The organism is Phaeobacter sp. JH20_26 (genome assembly GCF_048056275.1).
Taxonomy (GTDB): Bacteria; Pseudomonadota; Alphaproteobacteria; order Rhodobacterales; family Rhodobacteraceae; genus Phaeobacter; species Phaeobacter bryozoorum.
The window spans coordinates 80,567-104,550 of the sequence record NZ_JAYMWL010000025.1 but is presented as its reverse complement, the minus strand read 5'-3'; the positions used below and the strand labels follow the sequence as shown (position 1 = coordinate 104,550).

At 63.3% G+C, this 23,984-nt stretch carries 23 protein-coding genes; 6 read left to right on the top strand and 17 right to left on the bottom strand.

The annotated features are described in order from the left end of the window. The first annotated feature begins 49 nt into the window (after positions 1-49). Complete coding sequence (locus tag VWY60_RS18505) at positions 50-736, top strand: hypothetical protein (RefSeq protein WP_416541394.1); 687 nt, start codon at positions 50-52, stop codon at positions 734-736. Positions 737-746: 10 nt separating this feature from the next. On the opposite strand, the gene VWY60_RS18500 is transcribed toward VWY60_RS18505, so the two are convergent. From VWY60_RS18500 to proS, 3 genes are all read right to left on the bottom strand, one after another. Continuing rightward, positions 747-1,460 (bottom strand): ABC transporter ATP-binding protein, encoded by a 714-nt coding sequence (locus tag VWY60_RS18500; protein ID WP_416541393.1) that lies wholly within the window; start codon positions 1,458-1,460, stop codon positions 747-749. Continuing rightward, complete coding sequence (locus tag VWY60_RS18495; protein WP_416541392.1) at positions 1,453-2,745, bottom strand: lipoprotein-releasing ABC transporter permease subunit; 1,293 nt, start codon at positions 2,743-2,745, stop codon at positions 1,453-1,455. Before VWY60_RS18495 ends, VWY60_RS18500 begins: the two co-directional genes overlap by 8 nt. Positions 2,746-2,974: 229 nt before the next feature. After that, positions 2,975-4,330 carry a proline--tRNA ligase gene (gene proS / locus VWY60_RS18490; protein WP_340546022.1) on the bottom strand — a complete coding sequence of 452 codons (1,356 nt, stop codon included), beginning with the start codon at positions 4,328-4,330 and terminating at the stop codon, positions 2,975-2,977. Between the two features lie 224 nt (positions 4,331-4,554). On the opposite strand from proS, the gene VWY60_RS18485 reads away from it, so the two are divergent. Genes VWY60_RS18485 through VWY60_RS18475 form a run of 3 tightly spaced genes read left to right on the top strand, consistent with a single transcriptional unit; the run spans position 4,555 to position 7,994 of the window. After that, positions 4,555-5,622 (top strand): AI-2E family transporter, encoded by a 1,068-nt coding sequence (locus VWY60_RS18485; RefSeq protein WP_340546023.1) that lies wholly within the window; start codon positions 4,555-4,557, stop codon positions 5,620-5,622. A 9-nt stretch (positions 5,623-5,631) separates the two neighbouring features. Beyond that, entirely contained in the window at positions 5,632-6,402 is a 771-nt protein-coding gene (locus tag VWY60_RS18480; RefSeq protein WP_416541391.1) for a chromosomal replication initiator DnaA, read from the top strand. Positions 6,403-6,449: 47 nt separating this feature from the next. Continuing rightward, positions 6,450-7,994 (top strand): Ppx/GppA family phosphatase, encoded by a 1,545-nt coding sequence (locus tag VWY60_RS18475; RefSeq protein ID WP_416541390.1) that lies wholly within the window; start codon positions 6,450-6,452, stop codon positions 7,992-7,994. A 64-nt stretch (positions 7,995-8,058) separates the two neighbouring features. Here the strand turns inward: VWY60_RS18475 and VWY60_RS18470 are convergent, their stop codons facing one another. The 7 genes from VWY60_RS18470 to VWY60_RS18440 all read right to left on the bottom strand — a co-directional run bounded on the left by VWY60_RS18470 (position 8,059) and on the right by VWY60_RS18440 (position 14,876). Next, positions 8,059-8,499: a hypothetical protein gene (locus VWY60_RS18470; RefSeq protein ID WP_416541389.1), complete on the bottom strand. Its 441-nt coding sequence runs from the start codon at positions 8,497-8,499 to the stop codon at positions 8,059-8,061. A 132-nt stretch (positions 8,500-8,631) separates the two neighbouring features. After that, on the bottom strand, positions 8,632-9,627 hold the full coding sequence (locus VWY60_RS18465) for an endonuclease/exonuclease/phosphatase family protein (RefSeq protein WP_416541388.1): 996 nt from the start codon (positions 9,625-9,627) through the stop codon (positions 8,632-8,634). Continuing rightward, positions 9,608-10,306: a TerB family tellurite resistance protein gene (locus tag VWY60_RS18460; protein ID WP_416541387.1), complete on the bottom strand. Its 699-nt coding sequence runs from the start codon at positions 10,304-10,306 to the stop codon at positions 9,608-9,610. The genes VWY60_RS18465 and VWY60_RS18460 overlap by 20 nt, the downstream gene beginning before the upstream one ends. Positions 10,307-10,315: 9 nt before the next feature. Next, the gene (locus VWY60_RS18455) at positions 10,316-10,840 is read right to left on the bottom strand and encodes a GNAT family N-acetyltransferase (protein ID WP_416541386.1); all 525 of its coding nucleotides are present in this window, start codon (positions 10,838-10,840) and stop codon (positions 10,316-10,318) included. Further along, complete coding sequence (locus VWY60_RS18450) at positions 10,837-11,439, bottom strand: VOC family protein (RefSeq protein ID WP_340546030.1); 603 nt, start codon at positions 11,437-11,439, stop codon at positions 10,837-10,839. Before VWY60_RS18450 ends, VWY60_RS18455 begins: the two co-directional genes overlap by 4 nt. Positions 11,440-11,851: 412 nt before the next feature. Beyond that, positions 11,852-13,978 carry a methylmalonyl-CoA mutase gene (scpA, locus tag VWY60_RS18445; protein ID WP_416535118.1) on the bottom strand — a complete coding sequence of 709 codons (2,127 nt, stop codon included), beginning with the start codon at positions 13,976-13,978 and terminating at the stop codon, positions 11,852-11,854. After that, the gene (locus VWY60_RS18440) at positions 13,941-14,876 is read right to left on the bottom strand and encodes a hypothetical protein (protein WP_416535117.1); all 936 of its coding nucleotides are present in this window, start codon (positions 14,874-14,876) and stop codon (positions 13,941-13,943) included. The genes scpA and VWY60_RS18440 overlap by 38 nt, the downstream gene beginning before the upstream one ends. Positions 14,877-15,078: 202 nt before the next feature. Between VWY60_RS18440 and VWY60_RS18435 the strand changes: the two genes are divergently transcribed. Next, on the top strand, positions 15,079-15,681 hold the full coding sequence (locus VWY60_RS18435; RefSeq protein WP_416541385.1) for a DUF4174 domain-containing protein: 603 nt from the start codon (positions 15,079-15,081) through the stop codon (positions 15,679-15,681). 97 nt (positions 15,682-15,778) lie between these two features. On the opposite strand, the gene VWY60_RS18430 is transcribed toward VWY60_RS18435, so the two are convergent. The 7 genes from VWY60_RS18430 to VWY60_RS18400 form a co-directional block, all read right to left on the bottom strand. Continuing rightward, positions 15,779-16,303: a hypothetical protein gene (locus tag VWY60_RS18430; RefSeq protein ID WP_340546335.1), complete on the bottom strand. Its 525-nt coding sequence runs from the start codon at positions 16,301-16,303 to the stop codon at positions 15,779-15,781. Positions 16,304-16,312: 9 nt separating this feature from the next. Continuing rightward, complete coding sequence (locus VWY60_RS18425) at positions 16,313-18,358, bottom strand: acetyl-CoA carboxylase biotin carboxylase subunit (RefSeq protein ID WP_416541384.1); 2,046 nt, start codon at positions 18,356-18,358, stop codon at positions 16,313-16,315. A gap of 227 nt (positions 18,359-18,585) precedes the next feature. Further along, positions 18,586-18,789, bottom strand: coding sequence for a hypothetical protein (locus tag VWY60_RS18420; protein ID WP_340546034.1), 204 nt, complete (start codon positions 18,787-18,789; stop codon positions 18,586-18,588). Between the two features lie 552 nt (positions 18,790-19,341). Continuing rightward, a complete protein-coding gene (locus tag VWY60_RS18415) occupies positions 19,342-19,698 on the bottom strand; it encodes a hypothetical protein (protein ID WP_416535115.1) in 357 nt (118 codons plus the stop codon). 69 nt (positions 19,699-19,767) lie between these two features. Beyond that, positions 19,768-19,908: a hypothetical protein gene (locus tag VWY60_RS18410; protein ID WP_014880466.1), complete on the bottom strand. Its 141-nt coding sequence runs from the start codon at positions 19,906-19,908 to the stop codon at positions 19,768-19,770. A 283-nt stretch (positions 19,909-20,191) separates the two neighbouring features. After that, a complete protein-coding gene (locus VWY60_RS18405; RefSeq protein ID WP_260104883.1) occupies positions 20,192-20,587 on the bottom strand; it encodes a DUF6497 family protein in 396 nt (131 codons plus the stop codon). A gap of 404 nt (positions 20,588-20,991) precedes the next feature. Further along, entirely contained in the window at positions 20,992-22,524 is a 1,533-nt protein-coding gene (locus VWY60_RS18400; RefSeq protein ID WP_416535113.1) for an acyl-CoA carboxylase subunit beta, read from the bottom strand. 217 nt (positions 22,525-22,741) lie between these two features. On the opposite strand from VWY60_RS18400, the gene VWY60_RS18395 reads away from it, so the two are divergent. After that, positions 22,742-23,971, top strand: coding sequence for a M10 family metallopeptidase (locus tag VWY60_RS18395; protein ID WP_416541383.1), 1,230 nt, complete (start codon positions 22,742-22,744; stop codon positions 23,969-23,971). Positions 23,972-23,984 lie beyond the last annotated feature (13 nt).

The following is a 23,984-nucleotide window of genomic DNA, read 5'->3' as shown; positions in this document are numbered from 1 at the left end:
CTCGCAAAACCAGTTCCCACCCAGGCGCAACTTGTCCTAGGGTGGGTCCATGATCGCGCGGTTCTGTCTTGTCCTGGGGTGTCTTGCCCTGCTGTCCTGCGGGCGTCCGCTGTCCGAAGGCGAACAGCAGTTCCTCAGCCGTATTCACGGGCCCGAACTGGATATGAACCGCCTGCGCATCGTCAAGGGCGCGCCGCTCTCGCAGGTCACATTTCGCCGCAAGCCACGCCCCCGCGTGACCTGCCGCGAACGCATCCTGCCGCCCGTAAAAGATGAGATCGTCACCTCTTCCCCCGCCGCACTGGCGCTGTTCAACCGCATCTTCTTCGTGCGCGACTGGTATATCGACGACTACATGCCCGCCTACCCCGAGCGGCTTTATCTGGTGGAGGCGATGCTGCTGGCCCATGAGGCGACCCATGTCTGGCAATGGCAGCAACGCGCCAAGACCGGCTATCACCCGCTGCGCGCCGCCGCCGAACACCGGGCGACGAATGATCCCTATCTGTTTGATCTGAAAGGCGACGACCGCTTCATCGACTTTGCCTATGAACAGCAGGGCGCGATTGTCGAAGAATACGTCTGCTGCCGCGCGCTGGACCCAACCGGCGCGCGCACCAAGCGGCTGCATGGAATGCTGAAGGCGGCGATGCCCGTCTCAGACCTGCCGCAAAGCCGCGAAAGCGATGTCTACCTGCCGTGGAAAGGCGCCGAGCTGGGCGGTATCTGCGCCTGACCGATGCGGCTCAGAGCCCCGGATGGAGCTGCCCGCCGTCCAACCGCACCACCCGGTCCATGCGCTCTGCCAGCTCCAGATTATGGGTGGCAATCAGCGCCGCCATGCCGGTCTCGGCCACCAGCTCCATCAGCACCGCAAAGACCTGATCGGCGGTAGCGGGATCGAGGTTGCCTGTCGGCTCATCCGCCAGAAGCAGACGCGGCCCGTTGGCCAGCGCCCGGCAAAACGCCACCCGCTGCTGCTCGCCGCCCGACATCGCCGCAGGGCGGTGCCCGGCGCGGTCGCTCAACCCGACACGCGCCAGCAGATCCTGCGCCCGCGCCTCTGCCTTGGCCTGGCTGATGCCATTGGCCAGCTGCGGCAACACGATGTTTTCCAGCGCGGTGAACTCCGCCAGCAGATGATGGAACTGGTAGACAAACCCCACATCCTGCCGCCGCACCGCCGTACGCCGCCGCTCGGATTTGCCGGTCAGATCCTGCCCGCCAATCCGCACCGTGCCGCGATCGGGCGTGTCCAGCAGGCCGGCCGTATGCAGCAGGGTGGATTTGCCGGCACCAGAGGGCGCCACCAGCGCCACGATTTCTCCGGGCTTCACCGTCAGATCAATGCCAGTCAGCACATCCACCTGCGTTGGCAGGCCGTGGTTGTAGGATTTGCCGACCTGGCTCAGCTGCAATACGGCAGATTGCGCGCCTGTCTGCGTTTCGGAATTATTCATAGCGCAGCGCCTCCACCGGGTTCATCCGCGCCGCGCGCCGGGCCGGGAAAATGGTGATGACAAAGGACAAGGTCAGCGACAGCGCCACCGCCGACAGCACATCCGCCAGCCGCAGCTCGGCGGGCAGCGCATAGATGCCCCGGATCGCCGGATCCCAGACCCCGCCCCCCACCACATAGTTCACAAAGGAGAAAATCGGATCAATGTAGATCGCGAATAGACAGCCCAGAATGACCCCAAGCACAGTGCCGATCACGCCGGTGCAGGCCCCACAGAGGAAAAACACCCGCATCACCGATCCTTCGCTGAGGCCAATGGTGCGCAGGATGCCGATATCGCGGCCCTTGTTCTTGACCAGCATGATCAGCCCGGAGACGATATTCATCGTGGCAATCAGCACCAGGATCGACAGGATGATGAACATCACATTGTCCTCGACCTCCAGCGCGCGCAGGAAGCCACCCGAGGCATCGCGCCAGGTCCAGACGCCGATGCCCGGGGCAACCTCATCCCCGGCCTTCAACAGCGGCAGCACCATGCGATCGACGGTTTCGGGATCCTCCACCATCACCTCGATCTCATCGGCAAAGCCTTCGCGGTTGAAATAGCTCTGCGCCTCGGCAAAAGGCATGTAAAGCCGGGTGCGGTCGATGTCATAGCGCCCGGCGGTGAAGATATAGACCACCTCATAGGCATTGACGCGCGGGCTGGTGCCAAAGGCGGTCTTGACCCCATCGGGGGAAATCAGCTTGATCCGGTCGCCGACGCTCACGCCCAGTTCACGGGCCACGCCGGATCCCAGCGCCACGCCTTCGTCAAACCGCGACAGGTCACCAATCGCCGCCTCGCTCTGGGCAATCCCCGGCAGGCTGGCGATATTGGCAGCCGAGATGCCAAAAACCTCAACCCCGGCGCTGCGCTGGCGCAGGCTTGCCATCACCTGCCCTTTGATCAGCGGCGCGCTGCGGATCACGCCGGGCACCGCTGCGGCGGCCTCGGCCAGGGCGTCATACTCTGTCAGCTTGCGGTCCAGCTGGCCCTGTTCGGTCACCGTGCCATGTGAATAGAGCGTCACATGCGCATTGGCCCCCAGAATGGTGCCGACAAATTCCGAGCGGAACCCGGTGCGCACCGCCAATGTGGCAATCAGCGCAAAGACGGCAAGCGCAATGCCGATGAGGCTGATCCAGGTCATCACACTGACGCCACCTTCGGCCCGGCGCGCCCGCAGATAACGCCAGGCGATCAGCCATTCAAAACGGGAAAAAGGGAGTGGTGTGGCCATAATGATCCTGCCGGGCAAAGTTCAGCGCAACCTGTGCTGCCCACGGCCCGAGGTCAAGATCTGGTTTCCGCCCCGGCAGCATTCCCCGGCGATGACACCAATCCACCGCCATCGGCCGGGCGCTGGGTTTTTTGGCAAAATTCCAGGCCCAGACGCAAACGGTCCGCACCAATGGGGCGCGGACCGTGCTGATCGTTCCATAAGGGCGTGTCGCGGGTTATGCGCCGCTTCAGAAGCCCCGGCCGGTCCGGTGGGCGGCATAGATCTCCACGATCTTCTGCACTGCCGCCTCGGGCGAGAGTTCCTCGCTTTCGCCGCTGCGGCGCGAGGTGAGTTCGACCACGCCGTTCTTCAGACCACGCGGGCCGACGGTGATGCGCCAGGGCAGACCGATCAGGTCCATGGTGGCGAATTTACCGCCCGCCCGTTCCTTGCGATCATCATAAAGCGGCTCCAGCCCGACAGCTGTCAGCGCGTCATAAAGGCTCTCACAGGCGGCGTCGGCTTCTTCGTCGCCCTGTTTGAGGTTTACGATCCCGCAGTGGAACGGCGTCACCCCTTCGGGCCAGATGATGCCCTTTTCGTCGTGGCTGGCCTCGATGATGGCGCCAAGGAGACGCGAAACGCCGATCCCGTGCGAGCCCATATGGACCGGCGACTGCTTGCCATCGGGGCCTTGCACATTGGCACCCATCGCTTCGGAATATTTGGTACCAAAGTAGAAGATCTGGCCAACCTCGATCCCGCGCGCCACCCGGCGACGGTCTTCTGGCACCTCGTTGAACAGCGCCTCGTCATGGGTTTCATCGGTGCGGGCATATTTCGAGGTAAACTCCTCCAGCACGCCCTGACACTGCTCGACGCTGTCGTAATCAATTTCGCGATCGCCAAAGGTCAGATCGGTGACTGCGCTGTCATAGAACACCTCGCTCTCGCCGGTCTCGGCCAGAACCAGGAATTCATGGGTATAATCGCCGCCAATCGGCCCGCCATCGGCGCGCATCGGGATCGCCTGAAGCCCCATACGCTCGTAGCTGCGCAGATAGCTGACCAGATGACGGTTATAGGCGTGCAACGCGTCCTCTTTGGTCAGGTCGAAGTTATAGCCGTCCTTCATGTAGAATTCGCGGCCCCGCATGACACCGAACCGCGGGCGGATCTCGTCGCGGAATTTCCACTGGATGTGGTAGAGCGTCAGCGGCAGATCCTTGTAGCTGCCGACATGGCTGCGGAAGATATCGGTGATCAGCTCTTCGTTGGTGGGACCATAGAGCATGTCGCGGCCATGGCGATCGGAGATCCGCAGCATTTCCTGACCATAGTCATCATAGCGCCCCGATTCCTTCCACAGATCCGCCGATTGCAGCGTCGGCATCAGCATCGGGATATGACCCGCGCGCATCTGCTCTTCATGGACGATGGTTTCGATCTTCTTCAGCACCTTGAAGCCCAAGGGCAGCCAGGAATAGATCCCGGCAGAGGACTGTTTGATCATGCCGGCGCGCAGCATGTAACGGTGGCTGACGATCTGGGCTTCGGAGGGGGTCTCCTTCAGCACGGGAAGAAAATAGCGGGACAGGCGCATGGCGGTCTCATTTATCAATCTGGGTTCGCAAGCGGTCTAAGCCATCGACGCGCCTCAGGCAATCGTGCTTTGCGTTTCGGCACGTGGCTGACCGGGCGGATGACCTGACCGCCCCCCCTGCGGGAACCGGCGGCGGGTCATTGGGGTTGCATCGACGGGGCGCATGGGCGAAGACTTCTGCCCAAACAGGCCCCTAGGATCAGGCTGAGAGCAGGACGCAACACATGGCACTTCCGGCACAGAAGCAATTGAAATACTGGGGCATTGCCGCTGTCGTCTTTGCGGTGACCATGTGGGCACTGGGCGATGTCCTGCTGCCGTTTGTCCTGGGCGCCGCGATTGCCTATCTCCTTGATCCGATTGCCGACCGGCTGGAAGCGGCGGGGCTCAGCCGCACGGCGGCCACCGCAACCATCACCGTTGCGGCGGTGCTGCTGTTTGTGGTGCTGCTGCTGGTGGTGGTGCCGACGCTGATCTACCAGATGATCGACCTCGCGCAGGTGCTGCCGGAGGCCTTCAAGAACCTGCGCGACTTTGCCCAGAAACAGGCCCCGTCCCTGTTTGACGAGGGCAGCCGTGCCCAGCAGACCATCGTGTCCATCGCCCAGACCCTGCAAAGCAAGGCGATCAGCGTGCTGGAGGGCGTTGTCGGCTCCGCGGTTTCGCTGGTCAACGTCATGGTGCTGTTTGTGATTGTTCCGGTGGTCGCGGTCTATTTTCTGGTCGATTGGGATCGCATGGTTGCGCGGATCGACGAGCTGCTGCCGCGCGATCACGCCCCCACCATCCGCGAGCTGGCCGCGCGCATCGACAAGGTGCTGGCCTCCTTTATCCGCGGCATGGGGACGGTCTGCCTGATTCTCGGCACCTATTACGCAGTGGCGCTGATGCTGGTGGGGCTGAACTTCGGTCTTGCGGTGGGGTTCATCGCCGGTCTGGTCACCTTTATCCCCTATCTCGGCGCCCTGATCGGCGGCGCGCTGGCCATCGGGCTGGCGCTGTTCCAGTTCTGGGGCGACTGGTGGTCGATCGGCATGGTCGCAGGCATTTTCGTGATCGGTCAGGTGGTTGAGGGCAATCTGCTCACCCCCAAGCTGGTCGGCAATTCGGTTGGGCTTCATCCGGTCTGGCTGCTGCTGGCGCTGTCGGTCTTTGGCGCGCTGTTCGGCTTTGTCGGCATGTTGATCGCGGTGCCGGTTGCCGCCGCACTCGGGGTGATTGCGCGGTTCCTGGTTGAGCGCTATCTGGACAGTCGCCTCTACCAGGGCAAAGCCTTTCACGACGCGGACTGAACCTGACCCATGGCACAACAGCTGAGCTTTGACCTCCCGGCGAAACCGGCGCTTGGACGGGACGATTTCTTTGTCGCGCCCTCCAATGCGATGGCGGTGGCGATGCTGGATCCCGCCTTTGCCTGGCCCGGCGGCAAGCTGGTGCTGAGCGGGCCGAAACGCTCCGGCAAGACCCATCTGGTGCATGTCTGGGCCAGCAACTCCGGCGCGCGCATCCTGCCCGCCTGGCAGCTGACCAAGGCGGATGTGCCGCATCTGGCTGACGGCCCGATCGCCATCGAGGACGTGCCGGATATTGCCGATAACGCCGAGGCGCAGGATGCCCTGTTTCACCTGCACAATCTGGTTCTGGCCAATGGCCATGCGCTGATGCTGACCGGGCGGGCCGCACCGCATCTGTGGGCGATGTCGCTGCCCGATCTGCAAAGCAGGGTCGAAGGCGCACCCCATGCCCAGCTGCAACCGCCGGATGACGCGCTGCTGTCGGTGGTGCTGGCAAAACTGTTCAACGATCGGCAGATCACCCCGAAACCCGATGTGATCCCCTATCTGGTGGCGCATATGGACCGCTCCTTTGCCGCGGCCTCGCAGATCGTCGAGGAGCTGGACCGCCTGTCCCTCGCCGAAGGGCGGATGGTGTCGCGGGTGCTGGCGGTCGAGCTGATGTCGGACCGCCCTGCCCGAACCGCGCGCAGCCCGTCGCGGCCTGCGGAGAAACCAGCCGCCACCGCATCAGCCGATGCCGAAGACAGGTCCGGCGCTGCCGCAGCCTGCGATTGACCCGGCTTTGCCGATCCCCCATCCTGACGACACGTAACGGAGCCAACATGCACGTGACACCGGAGCCTGCCACCGCCGATTGGGGGCCTTTTGGCCGACCCTTGTTTGACGATCCGGGCGCCCGCGCCCTGTCACGGGTGGGCGTGGTGGACGTCGGCTCCAACTCGGTGCGGATGGTGATCTTTGACGGGGCCGCCCGTAGCCCCGCCTATTTCTACAACGAAAAAATCATGTGTGCCCTGGGCGCTGGCCTGTCGGAGACCGGGCGGCTGAACCCGGAGGGGCGCATCCGCGCCCTGTCGGCGCTGCGCCGGTTCCAGCATCTGGCCGCAGGCATGGACATGCCGCCGCTGTCGGTGGTGGCCACTGCGGCGGTGCGCGATGCCAGCGACGGGCAGGATTTCTGCGACGAGGTGCTGCGCGAAACCGGGCTGAAGATCTGGGTCATCGACGGTCAGGAAGAGGCGCGCCTGTCTGCGCAGGGCGTGCTGCTGGGCTGGCCCGGATCCTATGGTCTGGTCTGCGATATCGGTGGCTCCTCCATGGAGCTGGCAGAAATCCATGACGGTGAGGTCGGCAAACGGGTGACCTCCTCACTCGGCCCGCTGAAACTGCGCGACGTTGCGGGAGGCAGGCGTGGCCGCAAGGCGCATATCACCGAGGTGATGGAGGGCCTGCGCAGCGAGATGGGCCAGCAGAACGACCGGCTGTTTCTGGTCGGCGGCAGCTGGCGGGCGATTGCCCGGATCGACATGGCGCGGCGCGGCTACCCGCTGCGGGTCCTGCATGAATACCGCATGAGCGCCCAATCCGTGCGCGAGACCCTGCGCTATATCGAGACCCAGGACCTGGAAGAGCTGCGCGCCGACTGCGGTGTTTCCAGCGCCCGGATGTCGCTGGTGCCCTATGCCGCCGATGTGCTGTCGCGGCTGGTCAAGACCTTTCGGCCCAAGGATATCGCGGTCTCCAGCTATGGCATCCGCGAGGGGCTGCTCTACGAGCAGATGCCCCAGCGCCTGCGCGACCGCGATCCGCTGATCGAAGCCAGCCGCTTTGCCGAGCAGAAGGATGCCCGCATCCCCGGTTTTGGCCGCACGCTGTATGAATTCGTCTCGCCGCTGTTCAGATCCTCCGACCATGCCAAGACCCGGCTGGTGAAAGCCGCCTGCCTGCTGCATGACGTCAGCTGGCGCGCCCATCCCGACTATCGCGCCGAGGTCTGTTTCGACAACGCCACACGGGCCAATCTGGGCGGGCTGAAACACTCCGAACGGATCTTTCTCGGCCTTGCGCTGCTGCACCGCTATCGCAACAAGCGGCAGGGGACGGCGTTTGAATATCTCTATGATCTTCTGGACGAGCGCGGCAAGAAAGAGGCCGAGATCCTGGGCAAGGCGATGCGGTTCGGCGCCATGCTGATGGTCAGCAAGGATGGCAACATCGGCAAGCTGGTCTGGCAACCGCGCAAGAAACACCTGCTGCTGGAACTGCCGGCCGAGGCGGAGCCGCTGTTTGGCGAGGTGGCAGAGGCCCGTCTGGCCTCGCTCGCCCGCTCGCTGGAGGCCGAGCTGCGGGTAAAGATCCGCAAGTAACCGCAGCGCCTGCCCCGCATCGGGTCAGACCCTCCCTCGCCGCTCTGGGCCGATCTTCAGCGCGTCACAGGTCGGTTGTGCCTTCGGGCAGATCGGTGTCCGGGCTGGCCTGCGGGGATCCACCCGGCGGCACGTCTGGAGCGTGCTGCGGCTTGCGGCGAATGATGATATCGCCATTGGGCAGGATTTCGGGACGTTCATAAACGCTCCAGTCCTCGACCTTGCCCGCGATCTCGGCCAGTGCAGGCCCCATCTCCGACAGGAACCCTTGCAGGCTTGGCCCGAATTCATCCGCCAGCGCCTGAAGATCGTCAAGCGCGGGCGCCATTTCCTGACGCAGCCCCTCCCAGAACAGCTCTGCCCCGCGCTGCATCAGGCTGCTGCCTTCGTCCTCTGGCGCGGGTGCGGTTTCGGCAGCCACCGGCGCTGTCAGCGGCAGCACCAGCAGCCCCGCAAGCGCAAGGCCGCGCATCGACTGAGGCGTCATTCGGAACCTAGGCATCATGTCATTGCCCCCTTTAGGGTTGGACGGGATTGCTTGCCGTCAATATAGGCGAAACACGTCAGGATTGAAGTGGCAACCACCACCGGCGGCGTCGCGCAGCCCCCGGTGCCGCCGGTGAACCTTTGAGGGCCTTCACCCAAGATCGAGATCAAGGCTGACCGGAAAGTGATCGGAGGCCGCCAGCAGCGCCTCGCGCAGATCGATATCCTCATAACAGGCGGCATCCTCGAACGGGTGCCAGATCCGCCAGCTCTGCGCCGATTGGCGCAGCCCGGAGGAGACCATGACATAATCCAGCAAGGCACTGAAATAGCGTTTGTTTGCCTTGTCATAAAAGCGTGCCGTGCTGGGCATTACCCGCAGCCGGGGTTGCAGCAGGCTCTGGGCGTTCGGATCATAGAGATCGCTCTCCATCACAATCTCGACCGAGGAGCGATTGAACAGCTGCTCATAATCGTCAAGCCCCGGCCCGTCATTGAGATCGCCCATCACGATGACATCCCGCCCCTCGGCCAGAAGCTGCTCAACCCGGCGGCGCAGCCAGATCGCCTGTGCCAGCTGTTTGCGCCGGTTGGCAATCGACAGGCTGACCGCGTGCCCTTCGGAGCGCGCGCCATGGGGCGCTTTCGATTTCAGATGCGCGCCAATCAGCGCCACCTCGCGCCCGCCGTTTGTGGTCAGGGTCAGCTCCAGCGGCGGTTTGGAAAACCGCACCGCATCCTTTTTGGCATCAATATCCAGATCAATGTGAAAGACACCGTCGAAACGCGGTGCCTCGGTGGTTTCCGCCGGTGTATGGGCCACCCGCAGCACCTGCGGATCGTAGAGAAAGGCAATTTCCTGCTGGGTGTCATTGGCAAAACCGATCAGCGCGTCGGTGCTGCGCAGCCCCGCCTCTCGCGCGAAGTGTTCCAGCGCGCGCACGGTCTGGCGGCGACCATTGGTATCCGGGGCCTCGATCACCATGATGCCATCGGCATCGAGGCGTTGAAACACCCGCGCCAGCGCGCGTGTCTGACTGCTGCGATCCACCCCGTAGCGGCCCGAACTGCCAGCGTCCATCAGCAGGCGGTCCCCGGCGTCAAACAGCGAGGAGAACCATTCGACGTTATACGTGACGAGCCGCATGGGCCGCACATCCGTTGATTTCATCCCAGGCGCGGTTGATGTCGATCATCCGCTTTTCCGCCAGCCGCACCGCCTCTTCGGGGACGCCACGGGCCATCATCGCATCCGGGTGGGTCTCTCGCACCAGCTTGCGCCAATGTTTGCGGATCTCCTCGCGCGGCATCTCTGGGGTCACCCCCAGCACCGTGTAGGGATCGCGCGGCGCATCGGCAACAAACCGCGCCCTCAGCGCCATGAACTGCTGCTCGCTCTGACCGAAGATGCGGCTGACCTCGGACAGGAATTCGTTTTCGCCGGGATGATAAAACCCGTCCGCCATGGCGATGTGAAACAGTCCTTCCATCAGATCGCACAGCGTCTGCGGGTCATTGGCAAACATCTTCTGGATCCGCGCGGCATAGTCCTTATAGCCCGCAACATCGGTTCGGGCGAGGTCAAACACCCGCGCAGCACCTGCCTCATCCTCCGCCGCGATCTGGAACACCTCGCGAAAGGCGGTGACCTCGTCGCGGGTGACCTGCCCGTCCGCCTTGGCCATTTTGGCACCAAGCGCAATCACCGCGATGGCAAAGGCAACGGTGCGTTCCGGTGGCGCGCGCAGGCTGTCGAAGACATCGCTGAGGCTCTGGCCAGAGGCCAGCGCGGCGAGCGCTTCGGTGATGCGGGTCCAAAGTGACATATGGCCAGCCTAGCCTGCTTTGGCCGAACTGTCAGCGGGGCCAACCCCTTTGGGAGAGAGAATTTTCTGCATCAGCACCAGATCCAGCCACTGGCCCCATTTGTAGCCGACCTCCGGCATCCGTCCGACCTCGACAAATCCCATGGCCGCGTGAAAGCCAAGCCCGCCTGCATTGAGCGCGCTGATGCCTGCGACCAGCACGTGGATGCCGTCCCGGCGCGCGACCTCCTCGATGGCGGCGATCAGCGCCCGGCCGGTGCCCCGGCCACGGGCCGCTTCGGTGAGGTAAATCGCATGTTCAGCGGTGCGGGCATAGCCGGGGCCGGTGCGAAACCCGCCAAGGCTGACATAGCCGAGGATCTGGCCCGCCTCCTCGGCCACCTGCACATAGGCGCCTTTCTTGGCGATCTCATCGCTGACCTGCGCGCCGGTTTTTTCCGCCGTGGTGAAGGTGATCAGCGTGTCGCGGATGATCTGGTTGGTGATCGCGGCGATTGCCTCTGCATCCGCTGCGGTGGCCGCCCGGACGATCATCGCAGCACCCGGCGCCCGTGGGGCGTGTCGAACTCAGCCTCGAAGGCGGCAGGGCCGCTGTGGATCTCGACCCGCGGATCATCAAACGGCAGCGCCTGCGCCAGTGCTGTGCTGTCCGGGTGCGACAGATGCAGACGGCGCAGGGTGCAGCCCTGCGGGACCAGCGCGGCGGCGGGATGGGGGCTGTGCCATTGCATCAAGGCCGGGAACATATTGTCAAACGGCAGGATGCCATCAGCCGGCACCGCCATCTGCCAGCTGAGATCACCCCGTTGCAGATCGACAATCTCTCCCGCGCCCTCCGGGGCTGCGGTCAGCGCGGCCGTGAGATCGGCGCAGCGGCAGATCCAGTTGGTGATCCGTGCGGGGCCGTGGCGGCGGTCCAGATCGAACCAGCGCGGGCTGCGCTGCGGTGTGGCGGCGGGGTCGATGGCAATGGCCTCGAGATAGAGGCCATCAGCAAGCCCAAGAAGCCGGTTGTGAGTGCCAAAGACCGCATGGCTGCCGCCCGGCTGCATCGGCACGCCGAGGCTCTCCTCCACATGGGCAACCGCCTCTTCCAGTGTCGCGGCCGAAACGGCCAGATGATCGAGTTCCATGACATGCTCCCCGCTGATGGCGGCGAGACTAGCCACCCGCCGCCGGGGTGCAAGCGGCAATGTTGGAACCACGTGCGGGCGCCCCCAACACTGGCGATGTGACGGCAGGTGGCTGCCTAACATCCGGGCACAGATACATCCGGGCACAGATGGGAGGCAGCAGCTCTCCCGCCCGTCGGCGGCGGCGTCACAGACGCCCCCGCTCCCGTTGGGCATGGCATCGCGCATCGCGCGATGTCGGCAGCCAGCCGGATAGGCTGGCTGCCGCGCCCAAGGCCGCAAGGGGGGATTTGCCCATCGGGCAAAGGCCCCCGCGGGCGCGGGAGCGCTTATGAGCATGGGCAAGGCGGTCAGGCCGCAGCGCCGCCCTTGCCGGGCCGCAAATGCCGGCGGTCCTGATCAGCCGCGCCGGTTACCCACCCTGGCGGATCAGCTTCAGGATGTCCTGCGCCGCTTCGGGAATATTGGTGCCGGGGCCAAAGATCGCCTTGACGCCATTGTCATAGAGGAACTGGTAATCCTGCTGCGGGATCACCCCGCCACAGATCACGATGATATCCTCGGCGCCCTGCGCCTTCAGCTCCTGCACCAGCTGCGGGGCCAGCGTCTTGTGCCCTGCGGCCTGCGACGAAATCCCGACCACATGGACGTCATTGTCGATGGCGTCCTGCGCGGCCTCTTCCGGGGTCTGGAACAGCGGGCCGACGTCAACGTCAAATCCGATATCGGCAAAGGCGGTGGCGATCACCTTGGCCCCCCGGTCGTGACCGTCCTGCCCCATCTTGACCACCAGAAGACGCGGGCGACGGCCCTCTGCCTCGGCGAAGTCTTCGATGGATTTCTGAATGGCGGCAAAGCCTTCGTCGCCCTCATAGGCGGCGCCATAGACACCGGCCAGGGTCTTGACCTCGGCGCTGTGACGGCCGAATTCCTTTTCCATTGCCATGGAGATCTCTCCGACTGAGGCCCGCGCGCGGGCGGCTTCGACGGCGGCGGCCAGAAGGTTGCCACCTTCCTTTGCGACGCGGGTCAGATTGTCCAGCGCGGCCTCGCAGGCGGCGCTGTCGCGGCTGGCGCGGATCTGTTCCAGCCGGGCGATCTGGCTGTCGCGCACCTTGACGTTGTCGACATCCAGAATGTCGATCGGATCTTCCTTTTCCTTGCGGTATTTGTTGACCCCGACGATCACCTCTTCGCCCCGGTCGATCATCGCCTGACGACGGGCCGCGCTTTCCTCGATGCGCAGTTTCGGCATGCCGGAGGCCACGGCCTTGGTCATGCCGCCCATCTCCTCGACCTCTTCCATCAGCGCCCAGGCTTTCTCGATCAGCTCATTGGTGAGGCTTTCGACATAGTAGGAGCCAGCCAGCGGATCGACCACATTGGTGACGCCGGTTTCCTCCTGCAGCACCAGCTGGGTGTTGCGGGCGATGCGGGCAGAGAAATCGGTGGGCAGCGCGATGGCTTCGTCCAGCGCGTTGGTGTGCAGCGACTGCGTGCCGCCCAGCACCGCCGACATCGCCTCATAGGCGGTGCGGATCACGTTGTTGTAGGGGTCCTGCTCCTGCAAGGACACGCCCGAGGTCTGGCAATGGGTGCGCAGCATCTTGGAGCGGTCGGATTTGGCGCCAAAGTCGGTCATCACCCGGTGCCAGAGCGTGCGGGCGGCGCGCAGTTTGGCGATTTCCATGAAGAAATTCATGCCAATCGCAAAGAAGAAGCTCAGGCGGCCTGCGAATTTGTCAACATCCATGCCTGCCTCAATCGCGGCGCGGACATATTCGCGACCGTCCGCCAGCGTATAGGCCAGCTCCTGCACCAGATTGGCGCCGGCTTCCTGCATGTGATAGCCGGAAATGGAGATGGAGTTGAATTTCGGCATCTCGTTCGAGGTATATTCGATGATGTCCGAGATGATCCGCATCGAGGGTTCCGGCGGATAGATATAGGTGTTGCGGACCATGAACTCCTTCAGGATATCGTTCTGAATGGTGCCTGCCAGCAGCGCCTTGTCATGGCCCTGCTCTTCGCCCGCGACGATAAAGCTGGCCAGGATCGGGATCACTGCGCCGTTCATCGTCATCGAGACCGAGACCTGATCCAGCGGAATGCCATCAAACAGGATTTTCATATCCTCAACGCTGTCGATGGCCACACCGGCCTTGCCGACATCGCCCATCACGCGGGGGTGGTCGCTGTCATAGCCGCGGTGGGTGGCAAGGTCGAAGGCCACCGAAACGCCCTGCTGCCCGGCCGCGAGGTTGCGGCGGTAGAAAGCGTTGGATTCCTCAGCCGTGGAAAAGCCCGCATATTGGCGGATGGTCCAGGGGCGGCCTGCGTACATCGTGGCCTTCACGCCCCGGGTAAAGGGTCCAAAGCCGGGCAGCGTGCCCATATGAGGCAGATCCTTGCTGTCGGCCTCAGTATAAAGCGGTTTTACATCAATGCCTTCCAGCGTATTCCAGGTCAGCGCGTCCAGCGGGCGTCCGCGCAGCTCTTTTTCAGCCAGAGCCCGCCAATCGTCGGTTTTGGTCGTCATCGGAAGTTCCTCTTGTCAGGTCGTATGAGGGCGGGTTCGAGCCCACCGCATGTTTGTCAGGGTCACGCATCAGCTCTGCCAGACCGTCCGCGCCGCCTTGCAGCCACATCAGATCATCGGCGTAGCGCTCGCGCAGCGCTGCGGATTGAATGTCGGAAAACGGGGTCCAGCGGCCCTCGCCGCGCGGCAGGTCGCGGGCGACGGCTGCCGACAGGCGATGCCGCAGGGTCGGCAGCCCGTCTGAGCGGTTGAGTCGATCCGAACAGGTGAACCGCGCCAGCCGCGTCCCGGTCAGCAGCGCCATCTGCACCTCTGGCCGGTCGCCATAGGTTTCATAGGGCAGCACCCGGATGCGGGCATTGGGCATGGCGCAGGCGATATCGGTGATCACATCGCGCCAGCTGCGCGGATGGGCGGCGATCCGCCCCAGCAGCGCGGCCGAGGGCAACGGGTGGCCATTGGTCACCATCCGGGTCAGCAGCGAGGTCCAGAACCGCTCCGGGCTGCGCAGGTTCAGCATCACATCGCGCACCTGCCCGTCAAAGGCGGCATCGAACCGCGCCATACGCACGCCGATGCTGCCATATAGCTGGCTCTGTTGCAGCAGGTCATTGGGACTGCCCATCATATTGGCGTCGCTGATCAGCAGCCGCGTGCTGCCGCTGGCGGCCTCGGTCGCGAGGCGCAGGCGCAGACGACCACGGGCGCGGGTTGCCAGGTCACGGCCTGTTACCGGGGCCGGGCCGGGATGGATGCCGTGGAACAGCCCGTCGCGGGTCTGGGCCGGTCCCCAGACCGCCAGCCCGTCACGGCGCAGCGCCGTTTCATGATGGGCAAGAAAGCCCTGAAAATATCCCGTAGCGCAGCGATGTGCGCCGATGTGCAGCATGATATCCATAGCCGGTCCCGTCCCGTTGGTGGCGCCGCGCGAGGCGGACAGCCCGGTTTGCAGAGGCCGGGAGGATGACATGGGCAGGCTGACAATAGGGTTAACGGCGGCTTTGGCCCCGAAGTGCGGGGTGGATTTTTTTGCCCGGCAAGCCGGATTGCCCATCGCAATTGGCGGGGCGGAGCATATATTCATCGCTACAGGAGAGCCGATGAAACAGTTGTTTGTCTTTGGAAAAACCCGATTTTGGCCCGCAGTCCCAGCTGCGGGCGCCGCGTTGGCGCTGCTGCTGGCGCTGCCCGGCCCGGCCATGGCGCAGGAACCTGCAACAACCGAGGCCGCAGATGGCGCGCGCGGTGAGACCGCAACGATGATGGTCGAAGGCACCGATCCCGCCAGCGCCGCGCAGGAGCTGCCGCAGACCGCAGAAAACCTGGCGCAGGATCCCATCACCCAGCTGATCCGCGCCGGTGACAGCGTCGATCTGGACAGTCTCCTGTGGGTATACCGCCCCATCGTGGTCTTTGCCGACAGCCCTGCCGATCCGCGATTCCACGAGCAGATGGAGCGGCTGACCGACGGCGCCGAGGCGCTGCTGGATCGCGATGTCATCGTGCTGACCGATACCAATCCAAGCGTGACGTCTGCGCTGCGCAAAACACTGCGGCCGCGCGGGTTCATGCTGGTTCTGATCGGCAAGGACGGCGGCGTCAAACTGCGCAAGCCGCAGCCCTGGACCGTGCGCGAGCTGAGCCGGACGATCGACAAATTCCCCGACCGGCTGCGCGAGGTGAAGGAACGGCGCGGCAGCTGAGCCGCCGCCGATGCACCGTGCCCCGCACCCGCGCGATGAAACGCGCCGTGATCCGGGGCCGCGTCCCGCAGCGGCTGGATGGCAGATCGCAGGCCCATCACACTGCCCCGCCCTGCGCGTAGAACAGACGCCTGTTGGTGCGGTCCACCACCGCCATGAACCGGGCGCGTGGCTCATAGATCAACACCGATGTCGGATCGAGCAGCGCGATCAGATAGGCGCGGCTCACCTCCTCCAACATGCAGTCCTTGCCGACGATCCCGGCGGCAAAGATGCCATTGCCGCGCCCCTGATCCATCGTCATCACCTGAACCGAAACCATATTGGGCGACAGTCCGGGCACCTCAAAGGCGACGGGTTTGTCGTCATCGAGATGACGCAGCCCCGCCCGGACCGACCGTGCCTTGGTCAGCAGCGATGAAATCCGGGTGGCCTTGATTTCGAACACGCCTGCGGCGCAGTTGCGGCGGGAGAAGTAATACTGTGTCTCCCCCAGCTGCACCCAGTCGCCGACGGCGGCACGGGCCGCCGCCTCATCTTGCATGGCACAGCCCGCCAGCCCCGAAAGGACCAGCGCCAGACAGGCGACACGCGCCAGTTTGCGATATGGCTGCACCAACATCATCTGGTGTTATTCGAATTCCATGATCACTTCGTCAACGGCGAGGCTGTCACCGGCGGCGGCGTTGATCATGCTGACGACGCCTTTCCGCTCGGCGCGCAGGATGTTCTCCATCTTCATCGCCTCGATGGTGCAGAGCGCCTGACCTTCCTGAACCTCGTCGCCGACTTCGACCTCCAGTTTCACCACCAGACCCGGCATCGGGCAGAGCAGCAGTTTGGAGGTGTCGGGGGCGACTTTCTCGGGCATCAGCTTGGCCAGTTCCGCCTGTCGTGGCGTGCGCACATGAACCTTCAGATCGGCCCCCCGCGAGCGGATGCGGAACCCGCCGGAGATCTTGCCGACCTTCACCACCAGAGCATCACCGCCAACCGTCAGCCGGGCGAGCTGATCGCCGGGGGTCCAGTCCGAGGTGACGCGCAGGGTGCTGCCATCGTCAAACCGCACGGTGGAGCCGTCGCGGTCAGCGTCGATGATGACGTTGAAATCCATGCCCTGAAGCGAGACCACCCAGTCGCTGCCAACCTTGCGTTCGTGGTTGTCCATCCGGCCCGACACGCGGGTACGGCGAATTTCGGCAACCCGGTGCATGGCGGCAGAAGCGGCGGCGATCTTGCGCAGATCCTGCTCCGGCAGCTCCACCCCGACGAACCCTTCGGGATATTGCTCCTCGATAAAGGCGGTGGTCATGGTGCCCGCGATAAAGATCGGGTGATCCATCACCGCGCTGAGGAACGGCAGGTTGTGACCGATGCCTTCAACCTCGAAGCCGTCAAGCGCATCGCGCATGGCGGCAATCGCCGCCTCGCGTGTCGGCCCCCAGGTGCAGAGCTTGGCAATCATCGGGTCATAATACATCGAGATCTCGCCCCCCTCAAAGACGCCGGTGTCATTGCGCACGGCGAGTTCGCCCGCAGGGGCGTCGCCCTGCCATTTGCCGCTGTCATGCAGCGGGCCTGCGGCGACTTCGGCGGGCGGACGATAGCGGGTCAGGCGGCCGATGGAGGGCAGGAAACCCCGATAGGGATCTTCGGCATAGAGGCGGTTTTCGATGGCCCAGCCATTCAGTTTGACGTCGTTCTGGGTGATCGACAGCGGCTCACCGCCGGCAATGCGGATCATCTGTTCGACCAGATCGACACCGGTGATCAGCTCGGTGACCGGGTGTTCGACCTGAAGGCGGGTGTTCATTTCCAGGAAGTAGAAGTTCTTGTCGCCATCGACGATGAATTCCACCGTGCCAGCAGAGGCGTAGCCCACCGCCTTGGCCAGGGCGACGGCCTGTTCGCCCATGGCGCGGCGGGTGTCCTCATCGAGGAAGGGCGACGGCGCCTCTTCGACGACTTTCTGGTTGCGGCGCTGGATCGAGCATTCGCGCTCGCCCAGATAAATACCATTGCCATGGCCGTCGCAGAGCACCTGAATTTCGATATGGCGCGGCTGGGTGACGAATTTCTCGATGAAGATCCGGTCGTCGCCAAAGGAGTTCGCCGCCTCGTTCTTGGAGGATTGGAACCCTTCGCGGGCCTCCTCATCGGACCAGGCGATCCGCATCCCTTTGCCACCACCACCGGCAGAGGCCTTGATCATCACCGGATAGCCGATCTCGTTGGAGATTTTCACCGCCTCGTCAGCGTCGGCAATCAGGCCCATGTAGCCGGGCACAGTGGAGACGCCAGCCTCCTGCGCGATCTTCTTCGAGGTGATCTTGTCACCCATGCTTTCGATGGCGCCCACCGGCGGGCCGACAAAGGCGACGCCTTCGGCGGCCAGCGCCTCGGCGAATTTGGCGTTTTCCGACAGGAAGCCATAGCCCGGATGCACCGCCTGCGCACCGGTTTTGCGGATCGCCTCCATCACCTTGTCGATGACGATATAGGACTGGTTGGCGGGCGGCGGGCCGATGTGGACAGCTTCATCAGCCATTTCGACATGCAGGGCTTGCTTGTCGGCGTCCGAGTAGATGGCAACGGTCTTGATGCCCATCTTGCGGGCGGTCTTGATGACCCGGCAGGCGATTTCGCCCCGGTTGGCAATCAGGATCTTTTCAAACATTGGCTGTCCCTTGTCTTCGGTGGGTGACGGAGCCCTGCCCCGTCACGGTCTTGGCTTCGTCAGAACACAAAAAAGGCCGCGCCGGAGGGGTCTCCGGGTGCGGCCTTTGTGCGGTGATATATATGTGGCGCGCGGCCACCGCCCCTGCGGCGAGGCGGTCAGACGGCGTTGCTGTCAGGGCATGGCTGCGGCGATACAGGCGCGTGCCTGCGGCGCCACCGGCAGGCCTAGCACTTGCGCGGATTTTCCTTGCAGTAGATGACGTTGGCCGCAGCACCAACAGCGGCGCCTGTGACCAGGTTGCCGTTGAGCAGCGCCGAGCCGACGGCACCGGCACCGGCCCCGTAAACAACCTGTTCGCCGGTGGTGTCGCCACAGGCCGCAAGCGCGGTGCAGAGGCCAAAAGCCGCAAGAATGAGTTTTGCCTGCATTGGAATGATCCTTCGTTTTGTGATCCAAGCTCTGCGCAACTGTTCGCAGCACGGTCCAGAGCAAACAAGGATTTCTGTTGCGGATCAGGGGAATGCGCAGAAGCCTGCCAAACACTGGGGGGCAATTGGCAAGCTTCCGCCTTTGCATCCAAGGAAAAAATGGGCAGGCCGCGATTGGGGGGGCAAACCTGCCCTTCCAGGCGAAGGGGCTGGATCAGATGCACGACAGGCTGACCTGTCACGACCAGAGTGCACAGCCCGCGCCACAGAAACATCCCCTGAGTTGCAAAACACGCCAATTTGGCGAGAAGTTGCGCAAACCGGGATCTGCCCTGCAGGATTACGCCGAAATCGGCCCGGAATGCCCGGCTCGCGCCGCATATAGTGTCACCGCCCCGCGATCTGACCCTCCCTGCGGCCGGGTTTGCCGCGGGGCTCGTCACATCGCGCAGGGTCAAGAGATTCGCCGGGGCCCGATCACAGCCACCGCGCGGCGGTCGCGCGAGGCGACGACAGCTCTGCACAGGGATATGGTCAGGCCCGGCAAACATCTCAGCGCGCGCTCCCGTCGAAGACTTCGGGAAAGGACAGCTGGGCAACATCGACATTGATGACCAGCAGCGCCTCATAGCTTTCGGGATCAAACGGGTCCTCGGCCGGGATCACTTCGCGGCCGAACAGCCAGCTCAGACGACCTGCATCCAGATTACCACGTTCAAAGGGCTGATCGCCAAAGCAGTCCCACAGCGCCTGCATGAAGCCCGCATCGGCGCGCCGGTCTGCCGGGCGACGGTCGCGGAACCGTTCGCGACGGGTGATCGGCGTAACCCCCTTGGGATTGGGACGGCGGATGACGAATTGAAAATCGGTGCCCGGCAGACGGCCGGGGAAACCGCGGTGTTTTAGCATGATGGTGCCTCCGATCCGGCACCCCGCGGGACGGTAGAGTCCGGCCGCAGGGCCGGACCCCTGTCGTGATTACTTGTATTTGCCGGTGTAAACGGGCTCAGCCGAAATCGGCTCGGGCTCGACAACGACGTATTCTTCTTCCTGCTGTGCGCAGGCTGCGGCGGCTGCAAGCAGGCCCGCCAGGGCAACGAGTTTGATGCTCTTGGACATTTCTGTCTCCCAATTGTGTCTTTGAAACCTGCGCGGGCCACGGCCGGCGCCTGCCTCATCCTCAAATAACAGATCACGCTCATGTGATCTGACGAGAGAGTAGCGGAGATGCGCGGGGTTTCACATCCCAAAGCCGGATCCGACGACACTTCGGCGGGCAAAGCTGCAAAAAAGCGCCAGTTTTCAGCCTGCATCGGCGTCTTTGTGACACCGGGGGGCACCAGAACCGGCGGCAGCTGCCGGGCTGTAGTGGCCCGCAGCCCGCGGGGCAGACAACAGATCATCAGAATGCCTCCCAGATGCAGCTGTCACCCTCGGGGCGGTAGCTTTCAAAGAACTGTGTCGCCGCCGCATCCGCCGCCCCAAAGGGCACTTCGCGGTCCGACAGCGAGATCACCACCCGGACCGGCTCCAGCCCATGCTGGTGCAGATAGGCCAGAACCAGGGTCTGGCACAGGTGATCCATATCCGGGGCGGCCTGCTCATAGCTGATCAGCGCCGCGTCGCGGGCAATCTGCGGCGCAAGAAAGCGAAAGCGCACCCAAAGCTCGCCGGTGCTGTCGTCCAGAAGAACCTCATGCAGATCGACTTCCTGCCCCGATGGCAGATCAATCGGCAGCGATCCGGCCTGCGCAGCCGCGCCAAGGGCAAGCAGAACCGAGACCCCGGAGGCCGTCACGGCAGATTTGATGGCAGGCCCAATACCGCAGCCCCGACCCCAAAAACGATGGGCTCCTCCTGTCGGGGCTGCAGGCGCTGCACACGCGGTGCGCGCTGTCCGATATGAGCTGGCGCGGATCATGTGTCAGATTCGGTTCCGGTGTCAAACAAAGATACAAATGTGGGCGCAAACATCTGAGATTGTTCAAATTGATCGCATTTTGCGAACAATCCACCCGATATGCCGGCGATTGGTTCCAGCCCGCTGATTTCCAACAGGCTTTTGCCATCGGGGTGGCGGCAGATCGCGGCATAGGCAGGCGCTGACATCTGAGTTGTATCCTCATCACCCCTCGCAACCAAGGCGATATTTACCTTTGGCCGCAAGGGTCTGGGTCAGGAAATCCGGAACGGGTCCGGGTGTTACAGCGGGATATTGTCGTGTTTCTTCCACGGGTTTTTGAGCTGCTTGCCCCGCAGCGACGCAAAGGCACGGCTGACGCGTTTGCGGGTGGATTGCGGCATGATCACCTCGTCGATGAAGCCGCGTTCCGCCGCCACAAAGGGATTGGCAAAGCGTTCTTCGTAATCCTTCGTGTGCTCGGCAATCTTGTCGGCATCCGCCAGATCAGCGCGGTGGATGATTTCGGTCGCGCCCTTGGCCCCCATCACGGCGATCTCCGCCGTCGGCCAGGCGTAGTTGAAATCGCCACGCAGATGTTTGGAGGCCATCACGTCATAGGCGCCGCCATAGGCCTTGCGGGTGATCACGGTAACCTTCGGCACCGTCGCCTCGCCATAGGCAAACAGCAGCTTTGCCCCATGTTTGATGACGCCGCCATATTCCTGGCTGGTCCCCGGCAGGAAGCCCGGCACATCAACCAGCGTCAGGATCGGGATCTCGAAACAGTCGCAGAAGCGCACGAACCGCGCCGCCTTGCGGCTGGAATCGATATCGAGACAGCCCGCCAGAACCATCGGCTGGTTGGCAACAACACCCACGGTCTGCCCTTCAAGGCGGATAAAGCCGGTGATGATGTTCTTGGCGAAATCTTCCTGAATTTCGTAGAAATCCCCCTCGTCCGCGACTTTGTGAATCAGCTCCTTCATGTCGTAGGGCGTGTTGGGATTCTCTGGAATCAGCGTATCGAGCGAGGCTTCGACGCGGCCCGGCTCATCAAAGAAGGGGCGAACCGGCGGTTTTTCGCGATTGTTCAGTGGCAGGAAGTCGACCAGCCGGCGGACCTCCGCCAAGGCTTCGACGTCGTTTTCAAAGGCGCCATCAGCCACCGAGGACTTCTTTGTGTGGGTCGAGGCGCCGCCCAGCTCCTCGGCGGTGACGACCTCGTTGGTGACGGTCTTCACCACATCGGGGCCGGTCACGAACATGTAGGATGTGTCCTTCACCATGAAGATGAAATCGGTCATCGCGGGCGAGTAGACCGCGCCGCCGGCACAGGGGCCCATGATGACGGAAATCTGCGGCACCACGCCCGAAGCCATAATGTTGCGCTGGAACACCTCGGCGTAGCCCGCAAGCGAGGCGACACCTTCCTGAATACGGGCGCCACCGGAATCGTTGATGCCAATGACCGGCGCGCCATTCTGCACCGCCATATCCATGATCTTGCAGATCTTTTGCGCGTGGGTTTCCGACAGAGAGCCGCCAAACACCGTGAAATCCTGGCTGAAGACATAGACCATCCGGCCATTGATGGTGCCCCAGCCGGTAACCACGCCATCGCCCGCCGGGCGCTGTTTTTCCATGCCGAAATCGGTGCAGCGATGCGCCACGAACATGTCGAATTCTTCGAAACTGCCCTCGTCCAACAGCAGCTCGATCCGCTCGCGCGCGGTCAGTTTACCGCGCCCATGCTGAGCGTCGATCCGCTTTTGTCCGCCCCCCAGTCGCGCTGCGTTGCGACGGTCTTCCAGCTCGGAAAGGATATCTTTCATGGCCATGCCCCCTGTTGAATTTCAGGCGACCATAGACGCTGCACAGGAGAAGCCAAAGTCAATAATGGCAAATTTGCAAAGCATTTGCGTAACAGATGCGCTAATTTGCAAACAGGCACGGAACCGCGCAGAAACCGCCGAAGCGGCGGGTGTTCTTGATGTGCTGACCGATGTGCTCGTATCACCGGGGCCGAGCAACGGAGACGGAACACCCCCCATGTTACACCCTTCCCAGATCATACAGGCCATGCAGTTCGACGGGTTCTACACCCGCAATCCGATCAACACGGATAACGCCCCCCGGCTGACCATCACCTATCAATTCGCGGGCAGCTCCGCGCCCGGCGATCTGCCGACCGGCAGCACATATTCCGGCTGGCAGAGTTTCAGCGCCGCGGAACGGGCTGCCTTTGCCGAGGCGTTCGACCATATCGAAACCTTCCTGAACGTCGATTTTGTCGAGGTGCGGGGCGCGGCTGATCCCGACCTGAACCTCGGCTCCGTCACCATCCCCGGCAGCACGGTCGGGATCGGCGGCTACAGCATGAGCTTTCGCGGCAGTGATATCAGCAGCTGGGACGGCTATGCGGTTTTTGACAACACCCTGGATATGTCACAGGACAGCCGTGAAAGCCTCATCCTACATGAACTGGGACATGCTCTTGGTCTTCAGCACACCCATGATTCAAGCCTGCCCGAAGGCTATGACAGCAACCTCTATTCGGTGATGTCCTACCGCGAGAACCCGCTGAACGGTCAGGACAGCGATGCGATGATGCTGTTTGACGTGCTGGCGCTGCAGGACATCTGGGGTGCCGTCGATTACAACACCGGCAACTCTACCTATCGCGGATCGCGCACCGACACCGTGGATGTGATCTGGGACACCAGTGGCCGCGACACCTTCAACGCCAGCGACCGCAGCACGGCGGTGACACTGGATCTGCGCGAGATGCATTTCTCGAGCTTTGACACCGAAAGCGATGTGACAATTGCACATGGCGTCACCATCGAGAACGCCATCGGCGGGCGAGGCCGGGATTTGATCATCGGTAATGACGCCAACAACCGGCTGGTCGGCGGCGGCGGACGGGACACCCTGCGCGGCGATGGCGGCAATGATGCCTTGAACGGCAACAGCGGGATTGACCTGCTCATCGGTGGCGGCGGCAATGACCGCCTGAACGGCGCCGGCGGCAATGATCGTCTGGTGGGCAACAGCGGCGCCGATATCTTCATCTTTGCCCGCAATGGCGGCAATGACACCATCCGCGACTTTCAGGACGACATCGACACGCTGCGCATCGTCGGCCACGGCAGCAGAGCCGAGGTGCTCGCCCGCGCCAGCGAGGTGGGCGACGATCTATACTTCGACCTTGATGGCAACAACAGCATCACGCTGCGCAATATGACCCTGGATCAGATCAGCGACGATCTGCTGGTCTGAGGCTGCGCATTAT

Coding starts and splice junctions, on each gene's coding strand:
- VWY60_RS18505 (WP_416541394.1), top strand. CDS start 50: ATGATCGCGCGGTTCTGTCTTGTCCTGGGGTGTCTTGCCCTGCTGTCC.
- VWY60_RS18500 (WP_416541393.1), bottom strand. CDS start 1,460: ATGAATAATTCCGAAACGCAGACAGGCGCGCAATCTGCCGTATTGCAG.
- VWY60_RS18495 (WP_416541392.1), bottom strand. CDS start 2,745: ATGGCCACACCACTCCCTTTTTCCCGTTTTGAATGGCTGATCGCCTGG.
- proS (WP_340546022.1), bottom strand. CDS start 4,330: ATGCGCCTGTCCCGCTATTTTCTTCCCGTGCTGAAGGAGACCCCCTCC.
- VWY60_RS18485 (WP_340546023.1), top strand. CDS start 4,555: ATGGCACTTCCGGCACAGAAGCAATTGAAATACTGGGGCATTGCCGCT.
- VWY60_RS18480 (WP_416541391.1), top strand. CDS start 5,632: ATGGCACAACAGCTGAGCTTTGACCTCCCGGCGAAACCGGCGCTTGGA.
- VWY60_RS18475 (WP_416541390.1), top strand. CDS start 6,450: ATGCACGTGACACCGGAGCCTGCCACCGCCGATTGGGGGCCTTTTGGC.
- VWY60_RS18470 (WP_416541389.1), bottom strand. CDS start 8,499: ATGATGCCTAGGTTCCGAATGACGCCTCAGTCGATGCGCGGCCTTGCG.
- VWY60_RS18465 (WP_416541388.1), bottom strand. CDS start 9,627: ATGCGGCTCGTCACGTATAACGTCGAATGGTTCTCCTCGCTGTTTGAC.
- VWY60_RS18460 (WP_416541387.1), bottom strand. CDS start 10,306: ATGTCACTTTGGACCCGCATCACCGAAGCGCTCGCCGCGCTGGCCTCT.
- VWY60_RS18455 (WP_416541386.1), bottom strand. CDS start 10,840: ATGATCGTCCGGGCGGCCACCGCAGCGGATGCAGAGGCAATCGCCGCG.
- VWY60_RS18450 (WP_340546030.1), bottom strand. CDS start 11,439: ATGGAACTCGATCATCTGGCCGTTTCGGCCGCGACACTGGAAGAGGCG.
- scpA (WP_416535118.1), bottom strand. CDS start 13,978: ATGACGACCAAAACCGACGATTGGCGGGCTCTGGCTGAAAAAGAGCTG.
- VWY60_RS18440 (WP_416535117.1), bottom strand. CDS start 14,876: ATGGATATCATGCTGCACATCGGCGCACATCGCTGCGCTACGGGATAT.
- VWY60_RS18435 (WP_416541385.1), top strand. CDS start 15,079: ATGAAACAGTTGTTTGTCTTTGGAAAAACCCGATTTTGGCCCGCAGTC.
- VWY60_RS18430 (WP_340546335.1), bottom strand. CDS start 16,303: ATGTTGGTGCAGCCATATCGCAAACTGGCGCGTGTCGCCTGTCTGGCG.
- VWY60_RS18425 (WP_416541384.1), bottom strand. CDS start 18,358: ATGTTTGAAAAGATCCTGATTGCCAACCGGGGCGAAATCGCCTGCCGG.
- VWY60_RS18420 (WP_340546034.1), bottom strand. CDS start 18,789: ATGCAGGCAAAACTCATTCTTGCGGCTTTTGGCCTCTGCACCGCGCTT.
- VWY60_RS18415 (WP_416535115.1), bottom strand. CDS start 19,698: ATGCTAAAACACCGCGGTTTCCCCGGCCGTCTGCCGGGCACCGATTTT.
- VWY60_RS18410 (WP_014880466.1), bottom strand. CDS start 19,908: ATGTCCAAGAGCATCAAACTCGTTGCCCTGGCGGGCCTGCTTGCAGCC.
- VWY60_RS18400 (WP_416535113.1), bottom strand. CDS start 22,524: ATGAAAGATATCCTTTCCGAGCTGGAAGACCGTCGCAACGCAGCGCGA.
- VWY60_RS18395 (WP_416541383.1), top strand. CDS start 22,742: ATGTTACACCCTTCCCAGATCATACAGGCCATGCAGTTCGACGGGTTC.